General features: G+C 51.3%; 23 protein-coding genes and 1 riboswitch. Of the genes, 15 read left to right on the top strand and 8 right to left on the bottom strand.

Annotated elements, in window-relative coordinates; genetic code table 11:
- The first annotated feature begins 5 nt into the window (after positions 1-5).
- From ACGHZ6_RS19320 to ACGHZ6_RS19295, 6 genes are all read left to right on the top strand, one after another.
- Positions 6-1,226 carry an HD-GYP domain-containing protein gene (locus ACGHZ6_RS19320; RefSeq protein WP_390615667.1) on the top strand — a complete coding sequence of 407 codons (1,221 nt, stop codon included), beginning with the start codon at positions 6-8 and terminating at the stop codon, positions 1,224-1,226.
- A 263-nt stretch (positions 1,227-1,489) separates the two neighbouring features.
- Positions 1,490-2,758, top strand: a complete 1,269-nt coding sequence (locus ACGHZ6_RS19315; RefSeq protein ID WP_390615666.1) for a DnaT-like ssDNA-binding domain-containing protein — start codon at positions 1,490-1,492, stop codon at positions 2,756-2,758.
- Positions 2,670-3,356: a replication protein P gene (locus ACGHZ6_RS19310; RefSeq protein WP_390615665.1), complete on the top strand. Its 687-nt coding sequence runs from the start codon at positions 2,670-2,672 to the stop codon at positions 3,354-3,356. Before ACGHZ6_RS19315 ends, ACGHZ6_RS19310 begins: the two co-directional genes overlap by 89 nt.
- A gap of 87 nt (positions 3,357-3,443) precedes the next feature.
- On the top strand, positions 3,444-4,262 hold the full coding sequence (locus tag ACGHZ6_RS19305) for a glucosaminidase domain-containing protein (protein ID WP_390615664.1): 819 nt from the start codon (positions 3,444-3,446) through the stop codon (positions 4,260-4,262).
- A gap of 41 nt (positions 4,263-4,303) precedes the next feature.
- A complete protein-coding gene (radA, locus tag ACGHZ6_RS19300; protein WP_390615663.1) occupies positions 4,304-5,674 on the top strand; it encodes a DNA repair protein RadA in 1,371 nt (456 codons plus the stop codon).
- A gap of 153 nt (positions 5,675-5,827) precedes the next feature.
- Positions 5,828-6,385, top strand: a complete 558-nt coding sequence (locus ACGHZ6_RS19295) for a transglutaminase-like cysteine peptidase (RefSeq protein WP_390615661.1) — start codon at positions 5,828-5,830, stop codon at positions 6,383-6,385.
- Positions 6,386-6,413: 28 nt separating this feature from the next.
- Here ACGHZ6_RS19295 and ACGHZ6_RS19290 read toward each other — a convergent pair whose 3' ends face one another.
- Together ACGHZ6_RS19290 and ACGHZ6_RS19285 are read right to left on the bottom strand one after the other, a co-directional pair.
- On the bottom strand, positions 6,414-6,797 hold the full coding sequence (locus ACGHZ6_RS19290) for a PilZ domain-containing protein (RefSeq protein WP_390615660.1): 384 nt from the start codon (positions 6,795-6,797) through the stop codon (positions 6,414-6,416).
- Between the two features lie 114 nt (positions 6,798-6,911).
- Positions 6,912-7,274, bottom strand: coding sequence for a PilZ domain-containing protein (locus ACGHZ6_RS19285; protein WP_390615659.1), 363 nt, complete (start codon positions 7,272-7,274; stop codon positions 6,912-6,914).
- A 126-nt stretch (positions 7,275-7,400) separates the two neighbouring features.
- On the opposite strand from ACGHZ6_RS19285, the gene ACGHZ6_RS19280 reads away from it, so the two are divergent.
- From ACGHZ6_RS19280 to ACGHZ6_RS19245, 8 genes are all read left to right on the top strand, one after another.
- Entirely contained in the window at positions 7,401-8,207 is an 807-nt protein-coding gene (locus tag ACGHZ6_RS19280) for an ABC transporter substrate-binding protein (protein ID WP_390615658.1), read from the top strand.
- Positions 8,208-8,229: 22 nt separating this feature from the next.
- A complete protein-coding gene (locus tag ACGHZ6_RS19275; RefSeq protein WP_390615657.1) occupies positions 8,230-9,219 on the top strand; it encodes a FecCD family ABC transporter permease in 990 nt (329 codons plus the stop codon).
- A 2-nt stretch (positions 9,220-9,221) separates the two neighbouring features.
- Complete coding sequence (locus ACGHZ6_RS19270) at positions 9,222-9,992, top strand: ABC transporter ATP-binding protein (protein WP_390615656.1); 771 nt, start codon at positions 9,222-9,224, stop codon at positions 9,990-9,992.
- 143 nt (positions 9,993-10,135) lie between these two features.
- A riboswitch (cobalamin riboswitch) is annotated at positions 10,136-10,297 on the top strand.
- 159 nt (positions 10,298-10,456) lie between these two features.
- Positions 10,457-12,472: a TonB-dependent receptor domain-containing protein gene (locus ACGHZ6_RS19265; RefSeq protein WP_390615655.1), complete on the top strand. Its 2,016-nt coding sequence runs from the start codon at positions 10,457-10,459 to the stop codon at positions 12,470-12,472.
- A gap of 130 nt (positions 12,473-12,602) precedes the next feature.
- The gene (bluB, locus tag ACGHZ6_RS19260) at positions 12,603-13,289 is read left to right on the top strand and encodes a 5,6-dimethylbenzimidazole synthase (RefSeq protein ID WP_390615654.1); all 687 of its coding nucleotides are present in this window, start codon (positions 12,603-12,605) and stop codon (positions 13,287-13,289) included.
- Positions 13,290-13,322: 33 nt separating this feature from the next.
- Complete coding sequence (locus ACGHZ6_RS19255; RefSeq protein ID WP_390615653.1) at positions 13,323-14,177, top strand: mechanosensitive ion channel family protein; 855 nt, start codon at positions 13,323-13,325, stop codon at positions 14,175-14,177.
- 310 nt (positions 14,178-14,487) lie between these two features.
- Positions 14,488-15,477, top strand: coding sequence for a DUF2817 domain-containing protein (locus tag ACGHZ6_RS19250; protein ID WP_390615651.1), 990 nt, complete (start codon positions 14,488-14,490; stop codon positions 15,475-15,477).
- Between the two features lie 12 nt (positions 15,478-15,489).
- Positions 15,490-16,284, top strand: coding sequence for an alpha/beta fold hydrolase (locus ACGHZ6_RS19245; protein WP_390615650.1), 795 nt, complete (start codon positions 15,490-15,492; stop codon positions 16,282-16,284).
- Here the strand turns inward: ACGHZ6_RS19245 and cobS are convergent.
- Genes cobS through cobU form a run of 4 tightly spaced genes read right to left on the bottom strand, consistent with a single transcriptional unit; the run spans position 16,258 to position 19,298 of the window.
- On the bottom strand, positions 16,258-17,025 hold the full coding sequence (cobS, locus tag ACGHZ6_RS19240; RefSeq protein WP_390615649.1) for an adenosylcobinamide-GDP ribazoletransferase: 768 nt from the start codon (positions 17,023-17,025) through the stop codon (positions 16,258-16,260). The two genes, ACGHZ6_RS19245 and cobS, sit on opposite strands and share 27 nt — an antisense overlap.
- A 25-nt stretch (positions 17,026-17,050) precedes the next feature.
- The gene (locus ACGHZ6_RS19235; protein WP_390615648.1) at positions 17,051-17,665 is read right to left on the bottom strand and encodes a histidine phosphatase family protein; all 615 of its coding nucleotides are present in this window, start codon (positions 17,663-17,665) and stop codon (positions 17,051-17,053) included.
- A 20-nt stretch (positions 17,666-17,685) separates the two neighbouring features.
- On the bottom strand, positions 17,686-18,774 hold the full coding sequence (gene cobT, locus ACGHZ6_RS19230) for a nicotinate-nucleotide--dimethylbenzimidazole phosphoribosyltransferase (protein WP_390615647.1): 1,089 nt from the start codon (positions 18,772-18,774) through the stop codon (positions 17,686-17,688).
- Complete coding sequence (cobU, locus tag ACGHZ6_RS19225) at positions 18,771-19,298, bottom strand: bifunctional adenosylcobinamide kinase/adenosylcobinamide-phosphate guanylyltransferase (RefSeq protein WP_390615646.1); 528 nt, start codon at positions 19,296-19,298, stop codon at positions 18,771-18,773. The genes cobT and cobU overlap by 4 nt, the downstream gene beginning before the upstream one ends.
- 236 nt (positions 19,299-19,534) lie before the next feature.
- On the opposite strand from cobU, the gene ACGHZ6_RS19220 reads away from it, so the two are divergent.
- Complete coding sequence (locus ACGHZ6_RS19220; RefSeq protein WP_390615645.1) at positions 19,535-20,557, top strand: diguanylate cyclase; 1,023 nt, start codon at positions 19,535-19,537, stop codon at positions 20,555-20,557.
- Here ACGHZ6_RS19220 and ACGHZ6_RS19215 read toward each other — a convergent pair.
- Positions 20,554-21,150: a uracil-DNA glycosylase family protein gene (locus ACGHZ6_RS19215; RefSeq protein ID WP_390615644.1), complete on the bottom strand. Its 597-nt coding sequence runs from the start codon at positions 21,148-21,150 to the stop codon at positions 20,554-20,556. The two genes, ACGHZ6_RS19220 and ACGHZ6_RS19215, sit on opposite strands and share 4 nt — an antisense overlap.
- Before the next feature lie 52 nt (positions 21,151-21,202).
- A complete protein-coding gene (locus tag ACGHZ6_RS19210; RefSeq protein ID WP_390615643.1) occupies positions 21,203-22,108 on the bottom strand; it encodes a CvpA family protein in 906 nt (301 codons plus the stop codon).
- Positions 22,109-22,174: the final 66 nt, after the last annotated feature.

The raw sequence follows: 22,174 nt of genomic DNA, 5'->3' as shown, positions 1-22,174 counted from the left end.
CCATTATGTCGGGAGTTAAGCGGATTCCAGCACAAGCGCTTGAAGTGGGGATGTATATCACTGAAATCAGTGATGCATGGGCCGCTGATAGTCATTTAAAAGCCCAGGGTATGGTAACCCGCGCCGATACCGTCAGCCGTATTCAAGGCCTTGGTGTCCATTATCTCTATATCGATACGGATAAAGGCTCAGATAGCCCGGAAGGGGTGCCTATCGAGCATATCTCCCGTTTGCATGAGCGTGAGCTGCACAAGCTGCAGCAAGAGGCTCGCCTGCCAGCACCTACCGTCGATTTTGCCACCGCAAAAAAGCAAGCTGACAAGATCCGCACCAAGGCGCTGTCCATGGTGGGGGACTTGATGCACGACGTTAAAATGGGCAACAAGCTGGATGTTGCTGGGGTGGAAGATTTGGCCCATGAGGTGGTGGAGTCCCTAACCGGTAACCACAATGCCCTGGCCAGCCTGCTGCGTTTACGACAAAAAGATCAGTATCTGCTGGAGCATTCTTTTTCTGTGTCGGTGTTGATGGGCATGTTGGCTCGCTCTATGGGTTATACCGGTGATGCTTTGCAGCCACTGGTAACCGGCGCCCTGCTGCACGACATTGGCAAGATTCGGGTAGCTGACAGTATTCTTCATAAGCCTGGCCGTCTTGAGGCGGAGGAGTGGGAGGAGATGAAGCGCCATGTCAATTACGGCATGGAGGCTTTGGCAGAAACCCCAGGTATCAGTGATACCGCCAAGCTGATTTGCGCCCAGCATCATGAGCGTTTGGATGGCACGGGTTATCCCTTCCAGTTACCGGCAGATGAGATATCTGTCTATGGTCGTATGGGGGCGGTAGTAGATGTCTATGATGCCATCACCGCTGACCGGGTTTACCATCAGGGGATGGCGCCGACGATTGCGCTGCGCAAAATGCTGGAGTGGAGTAATGATCACTTGGATCGCGATTTGGTTTATCAGTTGATTCGCTGTATCAGTATCTATCCGCCGGGGGCGATGGTGCTGTTAAAAAACGGCCACTTGGCGGTGGTGCAGGAGATCAATGCCATTCAGCAGTCTCAGCCTATTGTACAGGTGGTTTACGATACCAATGAGCGGATTGCGGTGCCTTCTCGGGTTGTTGATTTGTCGGATGAGATTGATTTGACGCGGTTTGGGGAAGTTGTGAAGGCTGTTGAGCCTGGGGACTATGGGTTGCAGGTTAGTAACTATCTCTGATTTTTTGTAGGAGTGATGGGGATATAAATCCGGAGACAGCCGGTACAGCTGCTCTTCGCGCCCATAAGCGGCCGGGAAAACTCAGCGCTTCGGAAACTCGTTGTACTCAAACAGCCTCAGCGACTACTCTGACTTTTCCCGGCCGCTTAAGCATGGGCTGATTGCTGCGAGCAGCTGCACCGGCTGTCTCCTCGCCTTGTGCAATGTTGATAGTGTGTTGCTTCTATTCCGTGAGTAGGCTAAAAAATGGTAGAGTGTGCACCATGACCAGCTCCCTGATTCCTGAACGTCCTCTGCAAATATCTCCTTCCTTGGCGGCCACCATTGGCCTCGAAGAGGCGACCCTGTTGACGCTGCTCAGTGAGCTGACAGAGCACCGTGAACCCCAGTGGCGCCAGGGCATTAACTGGTATGTGCTGGATGAAGCGGGTGTGGCGGCGAAGATGCCGTTTTGGACGGATCACGATGTACAGCGTATCAGTCAAAGCCTGCGCGCCAAGGGCATTATCCTGTTGCAGTCGGCGCCGTTTTGTCAGAGCCGCCAGCTGGTATTTGGTTTTAATGAGCAGCAGCCTGCGGCCGCACCGGTTGCGCAGCCGCAAACGTCACGTGGAATTCCGATCGTTAACCCACCACAGGCTGGGGTAAATGGCCACCAGGGGCAGGTTGTTCAGAAGCAAGTGGTACAGGGGCAAGCGGTTCAGGGGCACGCTGTTCAGGGACAGGTCATGCAGAGCAATGGCACCCATAGGTTGGCGCAGCAACCCATTGCTCGTGGCGCCACGGTGATGCCGCCGAATTGGCAGCCTTCAGCCGAAACTCTGGCCCATATTGCCCAGCACAATATTCCCGAGCAGTTTGTTCGCGATCAGTTACCGGAGTTTGTAACTTTCTGGCGTGAAAGCGGCGAGAGTCATCGTTCCTGGGGAGCGAAGTTTCAGCAGCAGGTATTACGCAAATGGCGTGAGCATGAGAATTTTACCGCCAGCCGCGAGCAAGACACTGCGATGACGGCCAGTTGGCGTCCGAGCCCGGATGCAATGGAAGTGCTGACCACTCATGCGGCCATCAACCCACAGTTTGTGGAAGATGCGATTCCAGAGTTTGTGTTGTTTTGGCGCGAGCGTGGCGATGTCTCGCGGACCTGGAACAGTAAGTTTATTCAGCATGTACGGCGTCAGTGGGCGCGTTACAGTTCGGCGTTGGAGCATGATACCGAGCCGCGTCGGATCCCGGAAACCTGGCAACCCGGTGATGATGTCTACGATGTCTTGCGTTTGGCCAATATCGATGTGGCCTATGCGCAGAGTCTGGTGCCGGAATTTGTGATATTTTGGCGCGATAGCAACCAGGTGCATAACTCCTGGAACACCAAATTTTTGCAACACGTAAAACGCTATTGGGCCCAGCGCCATGCGTTAGGTTCATCTCAAGGTAATCACTATGCAGGACAGCAAGCAGCTACTCAATCAGGTCGAACAAAAGATCGCACGCTCGCCGAAGACCTCACAGACAGAAGCTGGGCGCTCTGATTCGCAGTCCGGTCAGCAAAGCAAGCAGCAGGTCACTTCTGAGCATATTGATGCCATCAATCAGGTGTTTGCACTATTTCGTGTCAATTACCACAATCAGTTTCACGCTGCGTTTGGCAAGACGGAGTTGCTGAATACGGCGAAAAAGCTGTGGTTGGAATCTCTGTCGCGTTTTACCCCGGATGTGATTCTCAAGGGGGCTAAAACTGCTATCGAGACCTGTGAATATCTCCCTACCGTGCACAAGATGATTCAGTGTTGCCAGGGGGCTCCCGGTAGCCATGGCCTGCCCGATGTCCACGCGGCCTATATCGAAGCCTGCCAGGCGCCGAGTCCGAAGGCCGAGCACCATTGGAGCCATCCGGCGGTTTATCACGCCGGGCGTGAGGCCGATTGGTTCTTTCTGGCTAACAACTCTGAACGCGATACTTTTCCTATCTTCAAAACCTGCTATGAGTCTATCTGTGAGCGGGTGTTGGCTGGTGAGCAGTTACCAGCGCCAGAGGTGTTGGCATTGCCGGAGTCTACCGAGACGCCGCTCAGTAAAGAAGAGAATGCCAAGCGCATGGCCAAGCTGCGTGAGGAGATGGGACTGTAATATTTTCGTATTACTGTGATCCCTCAAGCAGTCTGATCTACTAGACTCAAGTAGAGTACGCCCCCTTTTCATAACTCACACAATTTTATGTCACCACGCGATTCTGCTACCCGGGATAATTCGGGTTACCCCTTTTTCGGTTTACTGTTTTTAGCCTATGGTTTGGGCTTGTTGGGGCTGACCTTTTATTTGGCAGAACACCCTTACTACACACCTCCACCCAAACCCGTGGTGGCACCCACCGGGGTGCAGGACTTTGCCGCTATTACTCATATTCCGGCTAGGAAGAAAGCCTTTCTGGGTTTTTTGCTGCCGTTGATTAATGCTGAGAACGATAAGCTTGCCAAGGTGCGAGAGGAGCTAAAGCGCACGCGAACCAGCTTTTTAGTGGCCAACAAGTTAAACGTAAAACAAAAAGCCTTTGTCGATAGCCTGTCGTTGCAGTATCGCCAGAATGGTCAAGGCATAGGGACGTTGGAACGCATTGATCAGCTGTTGCTAAAAATCGATGGTTTGCCAGCTTCGATGGTGATGGCCCAGGCGGCGATGGAGTCTGCCTGGGGGACGTCGCGTTTTGCCCGTCAGGCCAATAACTTTTTTGGCCAGTGGTGTTTTACCCGCGGTTGCGGTCTGGTGCCCAAGCGGCGTGCGGAAGGTGCTCGCCATGAAGTGGCCAAGTTTGCGACTCCACAGGATGCGGTAAGTGCTTACTTCCGTAATATCAACAGTCATCCTGCCTACGCCGATGTGCGCCGTTTGCGCGCCGAGCTCAGGACTCAAGGTGTGAGTTTACGTGGTGATGTGATTGTGGGAGGGCTGGCTCAGTATTCGGCCAGGGGTGAGGCCTATATCGAAGAGCTGCGCTCGATGATCAAAACCAATAACCTGCGTCAGTATGATCGTTAAGGTAGAATCCCCCTAACTTTTACTTTTTGGGGTGGGGAGCTATGGCCAAGCAAAAGACGGCCTATGTCTGTAATGAGTGTGGGGCCGATTCGGCCAAGTGGCAGGGCCAGTGTAGCGAGTGTGGTGCCTGGAACAGCTTGAGCGAAGTCCGCCTGGGGCCCACGCCCTCCAACCGTACCGAGCGTTTCCAGGGTTATGCTGGTGATGCCAAAGGTGCGGCCAAGTTACAAAGCCTCTCTGAGATTGATCTGCAGGCGCTGCCGCGCTTTTCCTCCGGTGCTAAGGAGTTCGATCGGGTGTTAGGTGGCGGTCTGGTGCCAGGTTCCGTGGTGCTAATTGGTGGTCACCCTGGTGCAGGTAAGTCCACACTACTGTTGCAGACCATGTGCTTTCTAGCCCGTGATATGAACGCTCTCTATGTGACCGGTGAGGAATCCCTGCAGCAGGTTGCCATGCGCGGCCAGCGTTTGGGCTTGCCTAACGATCAGCTGAAGATGCTGTCGGAGACCAGTGTCGAGAATATTGTTACCGCCGCTCAGCAATTCCAGCCCAAGGTGATGGTGGTAGATTCCATTCAGGTTATGCATATGGCCGATATTTCCTCGGCGCCTGGCTCGGTATCCCAGGTGCGTGAAAGTGCGGCCTATCTGACCCGTTTTGCCAAACAAACCGGCACCGTATTGATTCTGGTGGGCCATGTCACCAAAGACGGCAGTCTTGCCGGGCCCAAGGTGCTGGAGCATATGATCGACTGCTCTATCTTGCTCGAAGGCTCCCACGATTCCCGCTTCCGCACTCTGCGTGGCAGTAAAAACCGCTTTGGTGCGGTGAACGAGCTGGGGGTGTTTGCCATGACCGAGCAGGGGCTGAAAGAGGTATCCAATCCTTCGGCTATTTTCCTGCAGCGTGCCGACGAAGTCTCTTCGGGATCTGTGGTGATGGTGGTGTGGGAAGGCACCCGACCGCTGTTGGTAGAGATTCAGGCTCTGGTGGATGACAGTCATCTGGGGAATCCGCGCCGAGTCGCTGTGGGGCTGGATCAGAACCGGCTGAATATGCTGCTGGCGGTGCTGCACCGCCATGGCGGGCTGATGGTAGGTGATCAGGATGTGTTTGTGAATGTAGTAGGCGGCGTGAAGGTGGTGGAAACCAGTGCCGATCTGGCACTGTTGCTGGCTATCGTTTCCAGCTTGCGCGACCAACCACTACCCCGTGAGTTAATGGTCTTCGGCGAGGTGGGGCTTTCCGGTGAGATACGCCCGGTGCCCAGCGGCCAGGAGCGCTTGCGTGAGGCGGCCAAGCACGGCTTTAAGAAAGCTATTGTGCCTGTCGCCAATGCGCCTACAGAGACAATTCCCGGGCTGGAGCTGGTAAAGGTCAAATCTCTGTCTGAGGCACTGGCAGCTTTATAAACTGAGACTTGGCTCCATTCACAGGTTATCCATTCGTGATAGCCTGACTTTTGATCGATTCGTTTTTAACGTGAGCACCTGAGCACAGGCGTAGCCTGAATTAACCATAACAACAGCTCGGGTCGACGTTTACCACCTGGGGGATACCTGTAGATGCGATGGCTATTCAAGCTCTTGTTGAGCTTGCAGGGGAGTTTTGTGCTGCTGTTTTGTCAGGCCCTGTGGGCTGCTCAGCCAGTAGGGCAGCTGAGTTTGGTTGAGTCTGTCAATCGCCAGGTCAATCAGTTGGCCTATGCCAGTGATCAACAGGTATGGGGCCAGCGTGATTACTGGGCTTCGCCGCAGGAGTTTTATCAGCGTGGTGAGGGGGACTGTGAAGATTTTGTCCTGGCCAAATACCACCAGCTAACTCGTCAGGGGATTGCTCCCCAGCAGCTCTCCCTGGTGTATGTGAAACGCACTGAAGATTATGCCGCCCATATGGTGTTGTTATACGAAGAGCAGGAGCGCTATTGGGTGTTGGATAATTTTGATCAGACCCTAAAGCCGGTGGAGGCTCGCTCAGATCTGTTGCCGGTGTATCGCTTTAATCTGGAGTCGGGAGATGCGGAGTTTTTGACGTCGACCTGGCAAGTCTATCGTCATTCGCCAGCGGCTATGCAGCGCGTACAGGCCTGGCGCCGTTATCAAAGAACCAGCCCCACTGGTTAGAATTCTGAACAGGATGGGAAGGTCTGGGTTATGAGGGGGAGTTGTGGCGTTCCATCATGCTGTCCAGGCTGCGTTCAAGGCCTTGGTCATTATCCATGTTCTGGTTAAGTAGTTCGCGCAGTCGGGCTTGGTTATCAATACCGGTGGCCCGGCATTCAATACCCAGGAAGTGTTCCTGTTGATGGGATAGGTGTCCCTGCATCTTGATGGGTGGGCCCTCTTCCAGCTCAATGGTAAGGATAATCTCTTCGCCATCCGCGAGCTGGTGTTTGTGAATCAGGGCTGCCAGAGCACCGTTAAATGACAGATCCATGATATGCACAGGGTAGCGCTTACTCGTCGTGGTGAGCGTTGCGTAAGCGCGATAATTTACGCGGGGAAAATAACGGCGTTCCCGGCCTTGGGGGCTCATCTTTGTGCTCTCCTTGCGTTATTTCTTGCATCTTTTACAGCGGTTGGGCTCATCACACTGGCCTTTACATCGTTACATCATACTTGCATATAGTGTAGTTGAGAAACGCAGAGTTTAGTCTCCCATCAGCTCAGAAAGCTCGCGCTCAGAGGCATTGGGGTCCCCCAGGTTCAGTTCGATCAGGCGGCGTAAATGGCTGATACTCTCCACATCAATCGATTCACAGATAAGCCCCAGTGTTTCGCCATCATGGCGAGCTTGGCGGGTTTGCATAACTATCTCTGCATCATCGGCCAGTCGAATCGACACGGTGATCAAGTCTGTAGGGTCTAGCGTGCACTCACTGGACGGCGTTAACAAAACACCTTTTAGCGAAATGTCACAAAGTTCTGCCTGACACTGGTTGTTGCCTTGGCTGATGTGGGTCGTCGCATGAAAACTTACGCGGCTAAAGCGACGGCGTTCTTCAATACTCATAGGGTTCTCTGTGTAGCCTAGGATACTCCTTTAATATACCTAGTTTAGAACTATAGGCCATCAGACTCCAATCCCGGTTATAATCCAGATCAATTAAACCCCATCGTTTATGACGGAATTGTTTATTTGAAGTATCTTCGCCCCGCCAACTGGCTGCTGTGCCTCTGGTTATATTCGTCCCTGGCGATGGGGGCGGAACGTGTTGTGTCCATGAACCTGTGTGTGGACAAGTTGTTGCTGCGCTTGTTGCCCATAGAGCGCATCAGTGGTTTAACCCATTTGAGTCTGAACCCGGAATACAGCGGCTACCAAGGTCATATTCCCGAGCAGAAAACCCATCGCGGCCAGGCTGAAGAGCTGGTTCAGTTACAGCCGGATGTGGTTATCGCCGGTCAATTCGGCGCCAATCAAGCCGTAGCAACCTTACGGCATTTGGGTATTACTGTAGAAACGGTAGCATTGCCGCGAACGCTTGATGAAAGCCGGGAGTTTATTTTGCATATTGGCCGTTTGGTGAATGCGGAGGCTGAGGCTCAGGCTTATGTGCAGCACCAACAGCAACAAATGGCTGAGGCTCGCGCGCAGGTCCAGCGTGCGGGCGGCAAGCGAACCCTGTTGTATTCCCCCAATGGCAAAGCCATTGGCAGTAGAACCCTCGAACACACCATCCTGGAAACCGTGGGACAGAAAAACGCTGCGGTAGAATTGGGGATCGAGGGTTGGAAAGTGCTATCGCTGGAAGATTTGCTGTTATTAAAGCCTGATCAAATTTTGTTGACCGGTACCAGCCGTCATTTTTCTATGGCCCAGGAAATCCTTTCCCACCCGGTATTACGTGAACGGGTTAGCACAAGAACCATGCCCGAGGGCCTTAGTGTGTGCCCGGCAATTCACGCTGGCGAACTGGCACAGGCCATGGCATTGCAACCTTAATCTGGATTGAAATGACTTAAACATGAAACCTATTTGGATACTTTGGGGGCTGTTGGCGTTAGGGGCGTTTATCGCTTTTGTCCTGTCTTTGTATATTGGCCCAGTCAGTCTTTCCCCCTGGCAGGCTGCACTGGATGGCATGCAGGGCAGTGACTCTATCGAGGCCATGGTGATCTGGGAAATCCGTTTACCGCGTTCACTGTTGGCATTACTGGTAGGGGCATCGCTGGGCATGAGCGGTGCGGTGATGCAGGGCCTGTTGCGTAATCCCCTGGCAGAGCCCGGCATTATGGGGGTGACCAATGGTGCGGCACTAGGCTCGGTAATGATTCTGTATTTTGGCCTGACGGGATTTTTCTGGGCCCTGCCGTTAGCGGCCATTAGTGGTGCCTTATTGGCTTTGCTGGCGGTTTACTGGCTGGCGGGTATTTCTGCCAGTGTATTAACCCTGGTACTGGCCGGTGTGGCAATCAGCAGCCTGGCGGGAGCCTTGATCAGCGTGGCCCTGAACTTTGCCCCAAACCTTTTTGCCATGCAGGAAATTGTATTTTGGTTGATGGGCTCACTGGCCAATCGCACCAGTGATCATGTACTGCTGGCGGCACCGTGTTTATTGTTGGGCTGGACTTTAATGCTCAGCCGCTATCGCTTACTGGATGCTTTGAGCCTGGGTGAGGACACGGCGCGTACGTTGGGCTTTGCCGTTAACCGCGATAGAGCCATTTTACTATTGGGTGTGTCGTTAAGCGTGGGGGCCAGTGTCGCGGTCAGTGGCAGTATTGGTTTTGTCGGTTTGATTGTGCCGCACTTATTGCGCCCCTGGGTACAGCAAAAACCTGGCCTGCTACTGATTGCCAGCGCATTGGGCGGAGCCATCTTGCTTTTGCTTGCCGATAATCTGGTGCGTTTGCTGCCCTTGTATCAAGAGCTGAAACTGGGCGTTGTGACCTCCCTCCTGGGCGGCCCCTTCTTCCTCTATTTGATTCTTAAAAATCGCAGTCGTTGGGTGTAAGCATGCTGGAGACACGTTCTATTGCAATCAATCGTGGCAAGCTCCGGGTGCTCTCCGATATCAGCTTTAGCGTCAGTGATGGCGAGTTGGTTGGTTTGGTCGGTCCCAACGGTGTGGGTAAAAGTAGTTTGTTGCGGGCATTGGTTTGTCTGGATAAACCCGAGCAGGGTGAAGTGCTGTGGCGAGGTGAGCCGATACAGAATCTGGAGCATCAGCAGCGTGCCCGACAAATCGGTTTTCTGCCCCAGTCGGAAGTGCCCGCCTGGAGCTTGCAGGTTGAGCACTTGGTGGGCCTGGGGCGTGCCCCCTGGCGCCGACCGCTGGAGAGGGAGAAAGAGCAGGACGTTAATGCTATCACCCGCGCGATTAAGCAAACGGAATTGGCTGAACTCTGTGGTCGCACGGTAGACCAATTATCGGGCGGCGAACTGCGTCGGGTACTGATCGCCCGGGTACTGGCCGGTGAGCCCCAGTGTTTTGTGGCCGATGAGCCTATTGCTGCCCTGGACCCTTACCACCAAATTCAGGTGATGGAGATTTTTCGTCAGCACTGCAACCGTGGCGGCAGTGCCGTAATGGCGATTCACGACCTGACTCTGGCGGCGCGTTTCTGCGACAAAATCCTGCTACTTAATGACGGTGGCCTGGTGGCCCAGGGCACGCCTGAAGAGGTGATGACCCAATCGCGACTGGAACAGGTCTACCAAGTCAGCATCTTCCGTAATAATACCCCGCAAGGCTTATTGCTCATTCCCGAAGGGCGTATCGAATAAGTCCCTTTCGCTGTAAAAAAGGGTGAGTTGAACGCCAAAGGTTTGACTTATCTATCACAACCCCGTAACTTTCCGCGCCTATGTAGGTGCCTGTGTATGCTATTTGAGCGGTTTGTCCAGGAAAACGTCTGTCTGTGTTGATGCAGACTGAGTAAGATTCTTGCCCTCAAAAAAGCAATCAGGTTAAACGGGAAGAGTGGAAAATGTTGCCCCAGGACGACAACATCATGCCAACGCTGCCCCCGCAACGGTAGGGAGTTTACCCAACTCCAAGCCCGGAACCGGCCTGCGACCAGAGCCTCAGGATGTAGACCTGAGCTCTTTCAACGATGAAGCGGAGGGCTTTATCGGTGGAATGTTGTTGGCCGTAATCTATCTCCAAGCCGCAGATCCCACTTTTATCCCCTCCCTCAATCAAAATCTGATTAAGCATCTTTAGAATGCGTTAGGTTGAGGAAAATACCATGTTTAAGAAAACCGTGATGGGTTTGGCTCTAGCTTCTGCCCCTGTCGCATGGGCTGTAGAAACAGCAAAGCCTGTGGACGAAAATATTATTGTTACTGCTACTCGAACAGAGCAGAATCTAGAAGACTCATTATCTTCTGTAACTCTTATTAGCAAAGAAGATATCGCTCGGACGCAAGCCCAAGATATATTCCAAATTCTGTCGAACGTGCCGGGTTTGAATATGCATCGCACAGGAGCCACTGGCAGTCCTATTAGTGTATTGCTTAGAGGGACATCGACTAACCAAACGCTTTTTTTGCTCGATGGCCAGCGTATTAGTAGTGCGACATTGGGGCAACCAAATTTAGCAGGATTAGATGCGAATCAGATTGAGCGTATTGAGATCGTAAGAGGGCCGAAAGCAAGTTTATATGGCGCTGATGCTTTAGGTGGAGTTATTCAGATCTTTACCAAAAGGGCTGATCAGGATAGGGCTTTGCAGATAAAGTCTGGTATTGGTTCAGATCTTTTTAATGGCGGTGAGAGCCTTACTACGCAAAAGCATACTCTTGGGTTTGCTACTCCAATTACTGACAGCACTGATTTAAGTGTTAATCTTTTCTATGAGCACAATTCCGGCGTTGATGATACCTTCAATCAAGATGGAGGTAGTGATGACAAGGATGCAAACCGGAAGCAAGGTATTAATCTAAGCCTGTCTCATCGTCTTGAAAAAGGAAGTATTACTGCCCAATACCTGTTTAATAAAGTCCACACTGAGTATGACTCTGGGAATGGCTGTACAAATATCTTTTATGGTACTGATCCCTGCCAACCATACAGTGATCAGGAAGTAGAAAACCTAAATGTTTCTTTACAGTATGAATTAACTGATGTTGTTGGCTTTTCAGCTTCTACAGGTTTTTCTAAAGATTTGAGTGAAACAGGTGATGATCTAAATGGTGATCCTACTCAAGTCTTATCTGTTAGCAATATTTTTGAAACTTCGCGTGATTTCGTGACGCTCCAAACGAACTTTGCATTAAGCGAAGAACATTTGGTTACTGTGGGGGCTGATTATTATAAGGAAAGCATTGATGGTCATGTATACGTGAATGGTGGTTCATTTGGTGTGCCTGCTGCTCGCTCTGGATATCTCGATGAAAATGGTGAAGAGGTAGATAGTCGCGATAATCTCGCTTTTTTTGGTCAGTACCAGGCTGATGTAGGTCGTAATCACTTTGTTGTGGGGATTCGTGAGGACGATAACGAAAAGTACGGCCACAACACCACTGGCAATATAGCTTGGGGTTTTGACTTAAGTGAAAATCTACAGATAGTTGCTTCTTGGGGGGAAGCTTACCGAGCTCCATCTTTTAATGATTTGTATTGGCCTGACGGTGCCAATCCTTTCTTGGAGCCAGAAGAATCTGAGACATATGAAATTGGTCTAAAAGGTACCTGGGGTGATTCGAAATGGGAAATATCTGTATACGAGACTGATATTGAGAACTTGATTGAATGGGCTCCTGCTCCAACTCTTGCTGATCCACACCGTTGGCAACCAAGTAATGTAGAAAGCTCAGAGGTTAAAGGCGTTGAACTACAGCTGACGACATTACTTAATGAGTGGCAGTTGGTGGGTAGCTATACTCACTTGGATGCTACTTATGAGGAGACTGTAGGCAATAACTATGATGGAAATCGCATGCAGGGTAGACCAGAGCATACTGTTAAGCTTGATGCTTACCGCAGTTGGGGAGTGTTTTCTCTAGGTTTTAATTGGATTGCGGAAAGTAGTCGGACTCAGCACAAATCTGAAGAGCCTGAAACTGCTGGTTATGGCGTTTTGGGGATTCGTGGTAACTATCAGCTGACTGAGGAGGTGTCGTTGCAATTAAAAGTTGATAACCTCTTTGATAAAGACTACACCCTACGTAGCTATTCTTATGGTTTTCCTTCGACTTGGGAGAATTACAATACGTTAGGTCGTACAGCCTTCTTTAGCGTGACTTACACTCCAGGCTTATGAATTAGCCATTAAAGCCTTATAAGGTTGCTGCAGTGTATGTAGCAATTTGTAAGTGATAATACAAAGGGGCTTTCCAGCCCCTTTTTTTATATACTTTGTTCAACCGCTCAAATCATGGCGAATCCAAAGAATGTCTGAACATACCCCTTTCTCTTTTTCCCCGGAACACAAAGACGGCGTCTACGAAGCCATCTACAAACGCCGTGATATGCGCCACTTTAAGCCGGACCCCGTCGATCCGGAGCTTATGGCCAAGTTACTGCATGCCGCTAACGCAGCGCCGAGCGTGGGTTTGATGCAGCCTTGGCGCTTTATCCGTATAACAGATCAAGCCTTGCGCGAAGAGATGCATTTACTGGTAGATGAGGAACGCCACAATACGGCAGAAGCCTTGGGCGAGCGTGGTAAAGAGTTTATGAAGCTCAAAGTCGAAGGGGTCAGGGAGTGTGGTGAGTTGCTGGTGGTTACCCTAATGGACCGTCGCGAAGGTCATATTTTTGGTCGTCGTACCTTGCCGCAAATGGACCTGGCTTCGGTTTCCTGTGCTATACAGAATATTTGGCTTGCGGCGAGGGCCGAAGGCCTCGGCGTGGGTTGGGTCTCCCTGTTTGATCCCGACAAGTTGAAATCGCTGCTAAAGATGCCGGATGATAGCTTGCCAATTGCCATTTTGTGTATTGGCCATGTCGAAGCCTTTTATGATGAACCCATGCTGGAACAACTGGGTTGGCGTCAGCGCGGGCAGTTGGACGATATGGTGATGGAAAACGGTTGGGATGCCGACAAGGCTGAACGATCACATCAGCAGGATAAGTAAATAGTTTTATCTATTGCATAATGGAGTAACACAATGGAAGAAGTGGTCCCAGATGGGGTAAAACAAGAGCTGGAACAGGTTACCGCGATCTACAACATGATCGTCGAATTCTTTGTCGCCTACAGTTTCCAGATTATCGGCGCCCTGATTATTATGCTGCTGGGCTTCTGGATTGCCGGCAAAGTATCTAATTGGGTCTTTAATCTGACCCAGCGCCACAATCTGGATATAACCCTCAGCCGTTTTGTCACCAGCTGCACCAAGGTGCTAATTATTGCCATGGTGGCGATAGTCGCACTCAACAAGTTGGGCATCAGTGTCACACCACTGCTGGCTATGATTGGTGCCATCGGTTTAGGTGCTGGCTTAGCGGTACAGGGGTTACTTTCCAACTACAGCTCAGGCTTGACCATCGTATTAACTCGCCCCTTTGTTGTTGGTGATACCATCAGTGTGCAAGGCGTGACGGGCTTGGTAAAAGAGGTCCATTTATCCCACACCTTACTGACCAATGAAGATGGTGTTGAGATCTCTATTCCCAACAAACACATTGTTGGTGAGATTATCCACAACTCCAAAGCCAATACCTTGGCAGAGCTGGCCATTGATATCGGTTATGGCGAAGATGCCGAGACCGCCATCGAAGAAATCAATCGAGTTATTGCTGGTTTTGAGGAGGTGTGTAGTGATCCTAAACCGCAAGTAGGTATTGAGGCCTTCGCCGCCAGTGGCGTTACTATTGCCTACCGTGTTTGGCTGCCAACAGAGAAATACTTTGATAGCCTGTATCGCATTAACCTTGACGTGTTTAATGCCCTGAAGGCTAAAGGTGTGGAAATTCCATTCCCGCAAAGAGAGGTTCGAATTCTTAACCCAGAAGCCAAGTAGTTACAAAATCTGTTGTTAAGAATACTGGCGGTGGGGTTAAGCTTGTGTAGCTACGCCCCCTCACAGGACCTTCGGAGGCAGGACGCCGACGCAGAGCGGCCATGGATGGCGAACAGCGTGTCCTGTGAGGGGGCGTAGCTGCACAAGCGCCACCCAATTTGTTAAGAAAATCACAGATGAATTTAAGAGGATATATGACAGAAATATGATATTTCTGTCGCCCCCCTAAACCTCCGCAACACTTTTGCTATGCTGGAAACATATTCTTTCACGTATAGTAAAAGGAACCTAACCCATTAATGCCTCCGCGTTGCTACGTCAGTTTGGCGAGCTTGAACAGTACGATTCCCCACACCTTCGCATCAGTAAACTGACTGATATTCAGTATCAGGATCAACCGTACCCCATCTATGCCATGGCGCTTGGTAGTGAAGCACCAGATGTGCCTTGCCTGGCATTTATTGGTGGTGTCCACGGTTTGGAGCGTGTCGGCGCAGAGGTTGTGCTGGCCTTTATGGATACCCTGGTGCAACGCTTGAGTTGGGATCAGTCGTTAACTGCCGGACTGGAACATTTGCGCGTACTGTTTATTCCCCTGGTAAACCCTGTCGGTTACGAACGCAATACACGCAGTAATGGCAATAATGTGGATTTGATGCGCAATGCACCGATTGATGCGGAAAGCCGGGCGCCGTTTTTACTGGGAGGGCATCGACTGCACCACCGCATTCCTTGGTACCGCGGCCGCAAACAAGAGCCCATGCAGGAAGAGGCAAGGGTGTTGTGCGACTTTATTCGCCAAGAACTGTTTCCTGCACCATTCAGTTTGGTCCTCGATTGTCATTCCGGCTTCGGTTTTGAGGATCGCTTATGGTTTCCCTACGCCTATAGCAAACGCCCCATAAAACATTTGGGCGAAACCTATGCCCTGATGCAATTACTTAATCAAACCTATCCTCATCTCAATTATATTTTTGAACCTCAGGCTCGCCATTACACTACCCACGGTGATCTGTGGGATTATTTATATTTGGAATCCCTGGACACCGAATCGACATTTTTACCGCTTACCATGGAAATGGGGTCTTGGCGCTGGGTTAAAAAGAACCCACTACAGCTGGCGTCAATCGATGGCTTGTTTAATCCTGTTAAACCTCACCGTTTACAGCGTGCACTGCGCGGGCATATTGTCCTGATGGAATTTTTGATTCGTGCCGTGCGAGCTTATCAAAACTGGATGCCGGATTTGGAAAAGTCGCAGCAGCTACGGCGCGAGGCAATGGAGCTGTGGTACTCTTAATGGAAAACCCGCATGGCCAATAGCGTAGATGGGAATATCCCCACCCGCTGGATATTGTTACGAGGTTTGGGGCGTGACAGTCGCCATTGGGGAAAGACGGTGTCGGTACTGGAAAAAGAAGTTCCCTATCATCAATTCTTTGCCCTGGATTTACCGGGTACCGGGATTGAACGCGATCTAAGCGCGCCTTTGTCTATTGCTGACAACGTGGATTTCTTACGGCAAAAATATGCGAGCCTTTTACGAGAAGGGCCTGTTAACCTATTGGCTATATCGCTGGGAGGTATGGTGGCAGCAGACTGGATGTCACGTTTTCCTGATGAGATAGCCGGCGGTGTCTTTATCAATACCAGTAGCCAACTCAGTCCATTCTATCAGCGTCTCTATCCTCCGGCAGCTCTAGGTTTGATTGGTGCATTGGTGAAAGCCAAGCTTAAAGGCAGTGCGTTGGCGTTAGAACAAAGTGTTGCTGGCTGGGTCGTCAATAACAGCGGGCAGCAACAAACTGCTGCGATTCAGTGGGCGTCTTTTTATACGTCAAAAAGATTGGGCGTTGCGACGCTGTGCAGGCAACTGATTGCGGCGGCACAATTTTCGCCTCCGCGGTTGACGCAGCCGTTGCTGCTGGTTAATTCCCAGCAGGATCGCTTAGTCAACCCATGTTGCACTGAACGTTTAGCGCAATACTGGCATCAAGCGGTGGTATCTCATCCAATCGCAGGACATGATCTACCTGTGGACGATCCGCAATGGCTGGCCCAAACTATTGGGCAATGGTTATTACAGCAGCGCACTGGCGCCCACTAATAACAAAATCTCGCTAATTTCCACTGTGGCGCCAGCGGTATCGCCGTTGGTGCCGCCAAGGCGTTGCATCATCATGCGGCGCAGGAAAGCAATTATGATTAAAGAGATAAAAAAGATACCCACAACGACCGATAGCTTGGCACCGCTTAACAGGTATAGTCCAAGTCCACTTGCCGTTACGATAATCCAAAAAGCAGTGCGGCTGTAGGTAGGAGCTTGTTCGATATAAGTCAGACCAATGCCCTGAGGGTTTACATAAGGTGTGCTTAACAGAATGAGCGGTGCGCAGCATCGCCCGATAATGGGAGCAATCAATAAAGCCCACCAAGCCTGATGTTCAATCAATGCGGTAAGCGCGACATATTTTATTAGCAGAGCAAAGACTAGCGTGGCCACGGCGGCACTGCCGCAGCGTGGGTCTTTCATAATTTCCAGTGCGCGTTCGCCCGAGGTGCCCGACAGCCAGGCGTCGGCACTGTCAGCCAAACCGTCCAGGTGCAGGGCTCCAGTAATAAAAATCCATAGGCCAAGTATGAGGGCGGCAGTAATCTCTATCGAGAATACCCGAGGCAAATACAGCGCGCACAGACTCAGTAAGGCACCGATACATAGCCCTACAAGCGGAAAACATAAAAGTGCTCGGCCTTGGTCTTCGGGGCTTATGGTGTTTAAACGCGGCATGGGGATGCGGGTTAAAAACATAAAGGCGATAGCGGTGGCATTAAGTATGGCGCGAATCATAGTCTTTGCTGTAAGTGTAAACCGATCAGGGGCGAGGGCGATGAAATGACAGCTGCGGCCAGTCGGCACGCCCCGGTTGATGATAAATTTTAATTTGGCTTAAACTGGCATAAGGCACATCGATGCGTGACAACGCGGTTAAGGGCGATTGCATCAGTTTGCCAAGCAGTGCGCGAATCACGCCGCCGTGGCAAACCAGCAACATATGCTTGCCCTGGTGGTCACTGACGAGTTGTTGCCAGGCACCATCCACACGTTCATAAAAGTCATGAAAAGTTTCGCCGTTAGGCGGGGCGTAGTCATAGGGTTTTTGCCAGACGTTATTAAACAGTTCGGGATCTTCGGCTCTTACTTCCTTAAAGGGGCGGCCGTCCCAATCGCCGTAATCCATTTCGATAAAGCCGCGTTGGGTAAGCACTTCGCTATTAATTTCCTGTGCTAACGTCTCGGCAAAATTCAAACAGCGTTGTAAAGGCGAGCTGATAACCAATTGCCAGGGCGAGGGATCTCGATAGGGGGCCAGACTGGCCTGCATTTGTAAAAAACCTTCTTCGGCTAGAGGGGTATCCACTTGGCCGCGAAAAATATCGTCAGCGGTGGTTCGGCCGTGGCGAAGAATATCTATCGTAGTTGTTTCCATATACCTAACCTTTATGGCTATCAGCCTTTACTCACATTAGCGCTGTCGAAAGTGGCCATATTGTTGTGAAGCTCACAGGCGAGTTTTAATAAGGGCACGGCACAAGCTGCGCCACTACCTTCGCCCAAGCGCATATTTAAATCCAGTATGGGGATTAAACCCAGTGCTTCCACAACTTTGCTGTGACCGGGTTCTGCAGAGCGGTGGCCCAGAATTAACCAGGGTTTGAGATCCGGTTGTAGACGCAGGGCAATTAATGCAGCTACCGAAGCGATAAAGCCATCGACTAAAATTGCGATGCCCTGCTGTGCGGCCCGCAGGTATGCTCCGGTTAGCGCGGCAATTTCAAAGCCGCCAATACTGCGCAGCATTGTTAACAGGTAAGTAGGGTCACTCGGGTTCGCACCCTGATTGAGTTTATGTAACTGAAGTGCTTGGGATATTACCTGCTGTTTATGTTGTTGGGTGGTTTGGTTAATACCGGTGCCGGGGCCTACAACCGCTTCCGCAGGGCATTGCAACAGTGCTGCCGCCAGGGCGCTGGCGGTCGTGGTATTGGCAATACCCATTTCACCGCCAATAAATAATTGGATTGTTTTGGGATCAAGTTGATCGATACAGTTTTTGCCGTAGTTTAGAGCTTGAGCCAATTGTGTTTCTGTCATGGCTGCTTGTTCGGCAAAGTTGGCTGTACCTGGGCCAATTACATTTGCTTCGACACCGGCTATGGCCTCCAGTTCTGAGGCAGTGCCAAGATTAACAACCTGTAATTGGGCGCCAAGCTGCTTGGCTAAAACGGCGATAGCGGCACCACCATGGGCAAAGTTCCGAATCATCTCGCCAGTCACAGCCTGCGGAAAGGCCGATACACCAGCGTTGGCAATGCCGTGATCGGCGGCAAAGACGGTGATATGTACTTGTTCTATTTGCGGCTTTTCTTGGCCTTGTAGGCCCGCGAGTTGAATGGCAATGGCTTCCAGCTGCCCCAACGAACCGGGCGGTTTGGTAAGCTGTTGTTGATGGGCTTCGGCCTGGGATTGGCTTGTATCGCAAACGGGTTTAGCTGGCTGGGTAAGCCAGTCCAGCTTTAGCTGGGCGAGAGTTGTCATAGCGCTGGTCCCTTCATTACCAGCGGTAATCCCGCTGCGGTTAACACCACACGATCGGCAACCTCAGCTATCGCCTGATGCAGAAAGCCGGTTTCATCCACGAAGCGGCGGTTTAGATCGCCTAGAGGCACTATGCCCCAGCCCACTTCATTGCTGACCATAATGATATCGGCCTGTAGCTGCGGCAGAGCCTCCAGCAGAGCCTGTCGCTGAGTAGGCCAGGTGTCGGTTTGTTCATTGACTAGGCAGTTGGTTATCCACAGGGTAAGACAATCAACCAGTATGCAGTGATTCGGGTTGTCGTGCTGCTGAAGCGCTGCGGCCAGATTGAGCGGTTCCTCTACCGTGGGCCATTCTGACGGGCGCTGCTGCCGGTGATGGGCAATGCGGGCATCCATCTCGGCGTCGTTATAACGGCGGTCTGTGGTGGCCAGGTATATGACCTTTTTACCGCTGTCTTGGGCGAGGTTTTCAGCCAAGCTGCTTTTACCTGAGCGGGCGCCACCCAGTATCAGTTGCTTCATAGGGTTGTCGTCTAAATAGCCTTGAATTCAGAAGGGTATGGTAAAACAAAAGTGGTCTTATTTCTTCTCGGCAGGGAAATACGCGGGACCATAATAAAAATGTCGTAATCTGGCGTTTCAATACACATCAGGACAGTGGCGGGCATCTACACTCAATAGGAAAGCTCATTTCTTATGGAATTTATAGGTTGATGTCTCCGAAGGGATTACGGATCACCTTATTGGGGTAACCACAAATGAACCATATCTATATTCACGAGATGATGACCTCTCGTGTCGACAGTGTTGATGTAGCTACTTGCCTAAGTGATGTTGTCAGCAAAATGTGTGAAAAAACCCGTTCCTGTATGGTTGTGACCGAGCAAATTAATGGTCGGGGCCATCCAGTGGGTATTATCACCGAGCGCGATATGGTGCGTTTGTTGGCTGAACATTTGCGGGAGCAGGAAGCAACGGATATTCATTCTATCAGTGAATATATGTCTTCACCGCCTATCTGTATTAACCAACATGCGGTGTTATACGAAGCATTGGTGATTACCCAAACCCGTAACATCCGCCACCTGCCGGTGATAGATGATGATGAAAACCTGGTAGGCATATTGACGCAGGGGGATATTGCCCGTGCGCATTTTCGTGCGATTGAGAAGCAGCGCGATATTATTGAACATCAAATCAAGGAGCGAACGCGGGAGTTGCTGGAGGCGAATGAGGAGTTAAAAGCCCTATCTTTGCAGGATTCCCTGTTGGGTATTGGAAACCGCCGCTCGATGGAAGTGGATGTGCAATTTACCCACGCCAACGCCGCGCGTTACAAGCGGCCCTATTCCATAGCGCTACTCGATGTTGATTGTTTTAAGATGTACAACGATCACTACGGCCATCAGGCCGGTGATGACGCCTTGGTGCAGGTGACGGATGCGGTGAAAGAAGTGCTGCGCAGTTCCGACAGACTCTACCGTTATGGCGGTGAGGAGTTGCTGTTACTGTTGCCAGAAACCCCGGTGAATGATGCGACCTATGTGGTGAACCGGGTGCTGGAAAACTTGCGCGTTAAAAATCTTCCCCACTGTAAAAGCCCGCATGGTCGTTTAACCCTGAGTGCGGGTATTAGCAGTGATTGTCAGGGATCCAAGGCTTGCTGGACTGATGTGGTTGCCGAGGCCGACGAGTGGTTGTATTCGGCTAAGGAAAGTGGACGGGATCAGTTGGGTTACCCGGCAGGCCCGAATGTAAAGCTGGCTATTGCCAAACGCTAACTCAAACTCTGGTGTAATTGCTGTCGCAAGCGGGGCAGGATCTCTTCGTCGAACCACGGATTGCGTTTTAACCACAACTGATTGCGTGGTGACGGGTGGGGCAAAGGGAAGATATCTTTAGCCAGTTCGTGACCGTGTTTTACTTTTTCGGTCAGTGTTTTATAGCGCCGTTTGAAATCTTCCGGTAGATAATAGTTTTGTGCATATTGGCCGATGAGCAGTGTCAGCTTTTTGCTTGGCAAATGCTCGAATAGTGGTTGATGCCATTGCGGTGCACACTCCTTGCGCGGAGGCAGGTCACCGGATTTACCCTTGCCGGGATAACACAGACCCATCGGAACAATAGCGATGTGGTTCTCATCGTAAAATTCCGCTTTGTCCAACTGCAGCCACTGGCGTAGGCGATCACCAGACGGGTCATCCCAGGGAATACCGCTGGCGTGCACTTTGGTGCCGGGGGCTTGGCCGATAATCAAAACCGTTGCAGTAGGACTTATGCGTACGACAGGGCGTGGGCCCAGCGGCAGTTCATCGGCACAGATTCGACAATCTCTCACCTGCTGTAATAAATCGTGTAAAGGGACTTTATCCATAGATGAGAGCTCCATAGGAGAGAGTATGCCATAGGATGGCTATACATGAAGATTACATAGGTGCTCTCGGTGAGGCTTCAGTTTCCAAAACCAATTCTGTAAAGCGCTGTAGTTCCGGGCTGCTGATAAGCACTAGCGGATTGCCTGAGTGTAACTGCTGACGGAACTCTTTGTTGCGCAGTAATGCCTGGTATTCGGGGTTGGTTTGCAGGCGCTGCAAGCGTTGCCAGAGATCATTTAAGCCCTGTGCCAGGCGCTCCTGTTTGTTATGACTGGGACCTGTGATGGTTAACAGGTGCTGCATATCCTTGTCTTTAACCAACTGCTGAAACTCCGGGTGTTGTTGCAGTTGCTGTAAGTCATTGGAGTTCAATACAGCTTGCAAGTTGGGGTCGCGTAGAAGGTTTTTAATATCATGGCGCATGCTGATGCGCTGCAGGCGGGCAACGGTATCCTGGGGGGATTGCAAGAACGCGGCGCTTGCGGTTCTTACCGCAGGAGGAGGATCAAAGCGGGCCAGGGTTAAATGTACAGCTCGCCCAGCCAGACGCTGAGCCGTGACTGCCAATTCAGAGGGCGACTGAATCCTGCCCTGGGTAAAACCAAGAATCAAGCTGGCAGCCCAGATCAGCAGTAGACCTATGCAGGCCCCTATCAACGCACCAAACAACGCGCCACCCAGTGAAGCCAGGGTTTCGGAGCGTAAATGGTTGGGCCAGAGGTGATTGATTAAATCGAACAGCAGGCTGATAAGAATACTGACGCCAAACAGAAATACCGCCGAAGCCACCATATAGGGTAATAAACCGGGTAGGTCCGTATGGTTCTCGATCCAGCGTCCCAAGGGCAGGGTAAATAAAAGTGCGGTGATATAACCCCCCAGCAATCCAGTCGCCCTGGATACCGCTTCCAGCAGACCATGCCTATAGCCTCGCCAGCCAAAAAAAGTTGCGGGCATCAGCAAAAGGGTCCAGGAGAGCATGGTTGTCATACCGGTGTTGAAGAGGTTTTTATAAGCATAGTT

Source organism: Maricurvus nonylphenolicus (genome assembly GCF_042854845.1).
Classification (GTDB): domain Bacteria; phylum Pseudomonadota; class Gammaproteobacteria; order Pseudomonadales; family Cellvibrionaceae; genus Maricurvus; species Maricurvus nonylphenolicus.
This window is presented reverse-complemented; position numbering and strand designations above follow the sequence as displayed.

Coding starts and splice junctions, on each gene's coding strand:
- ACGHZ6_RS19235 (WP_390615648.1), bottom strand. CDS start 17,665: ATGGAAACAACTACGATAGATATTCTTCGCCACGGCCGAACCACCGCT.
- radA (WP_390615663.1), top strand. CDS start 4,304: ATGGCCAAGCAAAAGACGGCCTATGTCTGTAATGAGTGTGGGGCCGAT.
- ACGHZ6_RS19315 (WP_390615666.1), top strand. CDS start 1,490: ATGACCAGCTCCCTGATTCCTGAACGTCCTCTGCAAATATCTCCTTCC.
- ACGHZ6_RS19265 (WP_390615655.1), top strand. CDS start 10,457: ATGTTTAAGAAAACCGTGATGGGTTTGGCTCTAGCTTCTGCCCCTGTC.
- cobU (WP_390615646.1), bottom strand. CDS start 19,298: ATGAAGCAACTGATACTGGGTGGCGCCCGCTCAGGTAAAAGCAGCTTG.
- ACGHZ6_RS19215 (WP_390615644.1), bottom strand. CDS start 21,150: ATGGATAAAGTCCCTTTACACGATTTATTACAGCAGGTGAGAGATTGT.
- ACGHZ6_RS19270 (WP_390615656.1), top strand. CDS start 9,222: ATGCTGGAGACACGTTCTATTGCAATCAATCGTGGCAAGCTCCGGGTG.
- ACGHZ6_RS19220 (WP_390615645.1), top strand. CDS start 19,535: ATGAACCATATCTATATTCACGAGATGATGACCTCTCGTGTCGACAGT.
- ACGHZ6_RS19245 (WP_390615650.1), top strand. CDS start 15,490: ATGGCCAATAGCGTAGATGGGAATATCCCCACCCGCTGGATATTGTTA.
- ACGHZ6_RS19275 (WP_390615657.1), top strand. CDS start 8,230: ATGAAACCTATTTGGATACTTTGGGGGCTGTTGGCGTTAGGGGCGTTT.
- ACGHZ6_RS19290 (WP_390615660.1), bottom strand. CDS start 6,797: ATGAGCCCCCAAGGCCGGGAACGCCGTTATTTTCCCCGCGTAAATTAT.
- bluB (WP_390615654.1), top strand. CDS start 12,603: ATGTCTGAACATACCCCTTTCTCTTTTTCCCCGGAACACAAAGACGGC.
- ACGHZ6_RS19320 (WP_390615667.1), top strand. CDS start 6: ATGTCGGGAGTTAAGCGGATTCCAGCACAAGCGCTTGAAGTGGGGATG.
- ACGHZ6_RS19210 (WP_390615643.1), bottom strand. CDS start 22,108: ATGCCCGCAACTTTTTTTGGCTGGCGAGGCTATAGGCATGGTCTGCTG.
- ACGHZ6_RS19255 (WP_390615653.1), top strand. CDS start 13,323: ATGGAAGAAGTGGTCCCAGATGGGGTAAAACAAGAGCTGGAACAGGTT.
- ACGHZ6_RS19305 (WP_390615664.1), top strand. CDS start 3,444: ATGTCACCACGCGATTCTGCTACCCGGGATAATTCGGGTTACCCCTTT.
- ACGHZ6_RS19295 (WP_390615661.1), top strand. CDS start 5,828: ATGCGATGGCTATTCAAGCTCTTGTTGAGCTTGCAGGGGAGTTTTGTG.
- cobS (WP_390615649.1), bottom strand. CDS start 17,025: ATGATTCGCGCCATACTTAATGCCACCGCTATCGCCTTTATGTTTTTA.
- ACGHZ6_RS19285 (WP_390615659.1), bottom strand. CDS start 7,274: ATGAGTATTGAAGAACGCCGTCGCTTTAGCCGCGTAAGTTTTCATGCG.
- cobT (WP_390615647.1), bottom strand. CDS start 18,774: ATGACAACTCTCGCCCAGCTAAAGCTGGACTGGCTTACCCAGCCAGCT.
- ACGHZ6_RS19310 (WP_390615665.1), top strand. CDS start 2,670: ATGCAGGACAGCAAGCAGCTACTCAATCAGGTCGAACAAAAGATCGCA.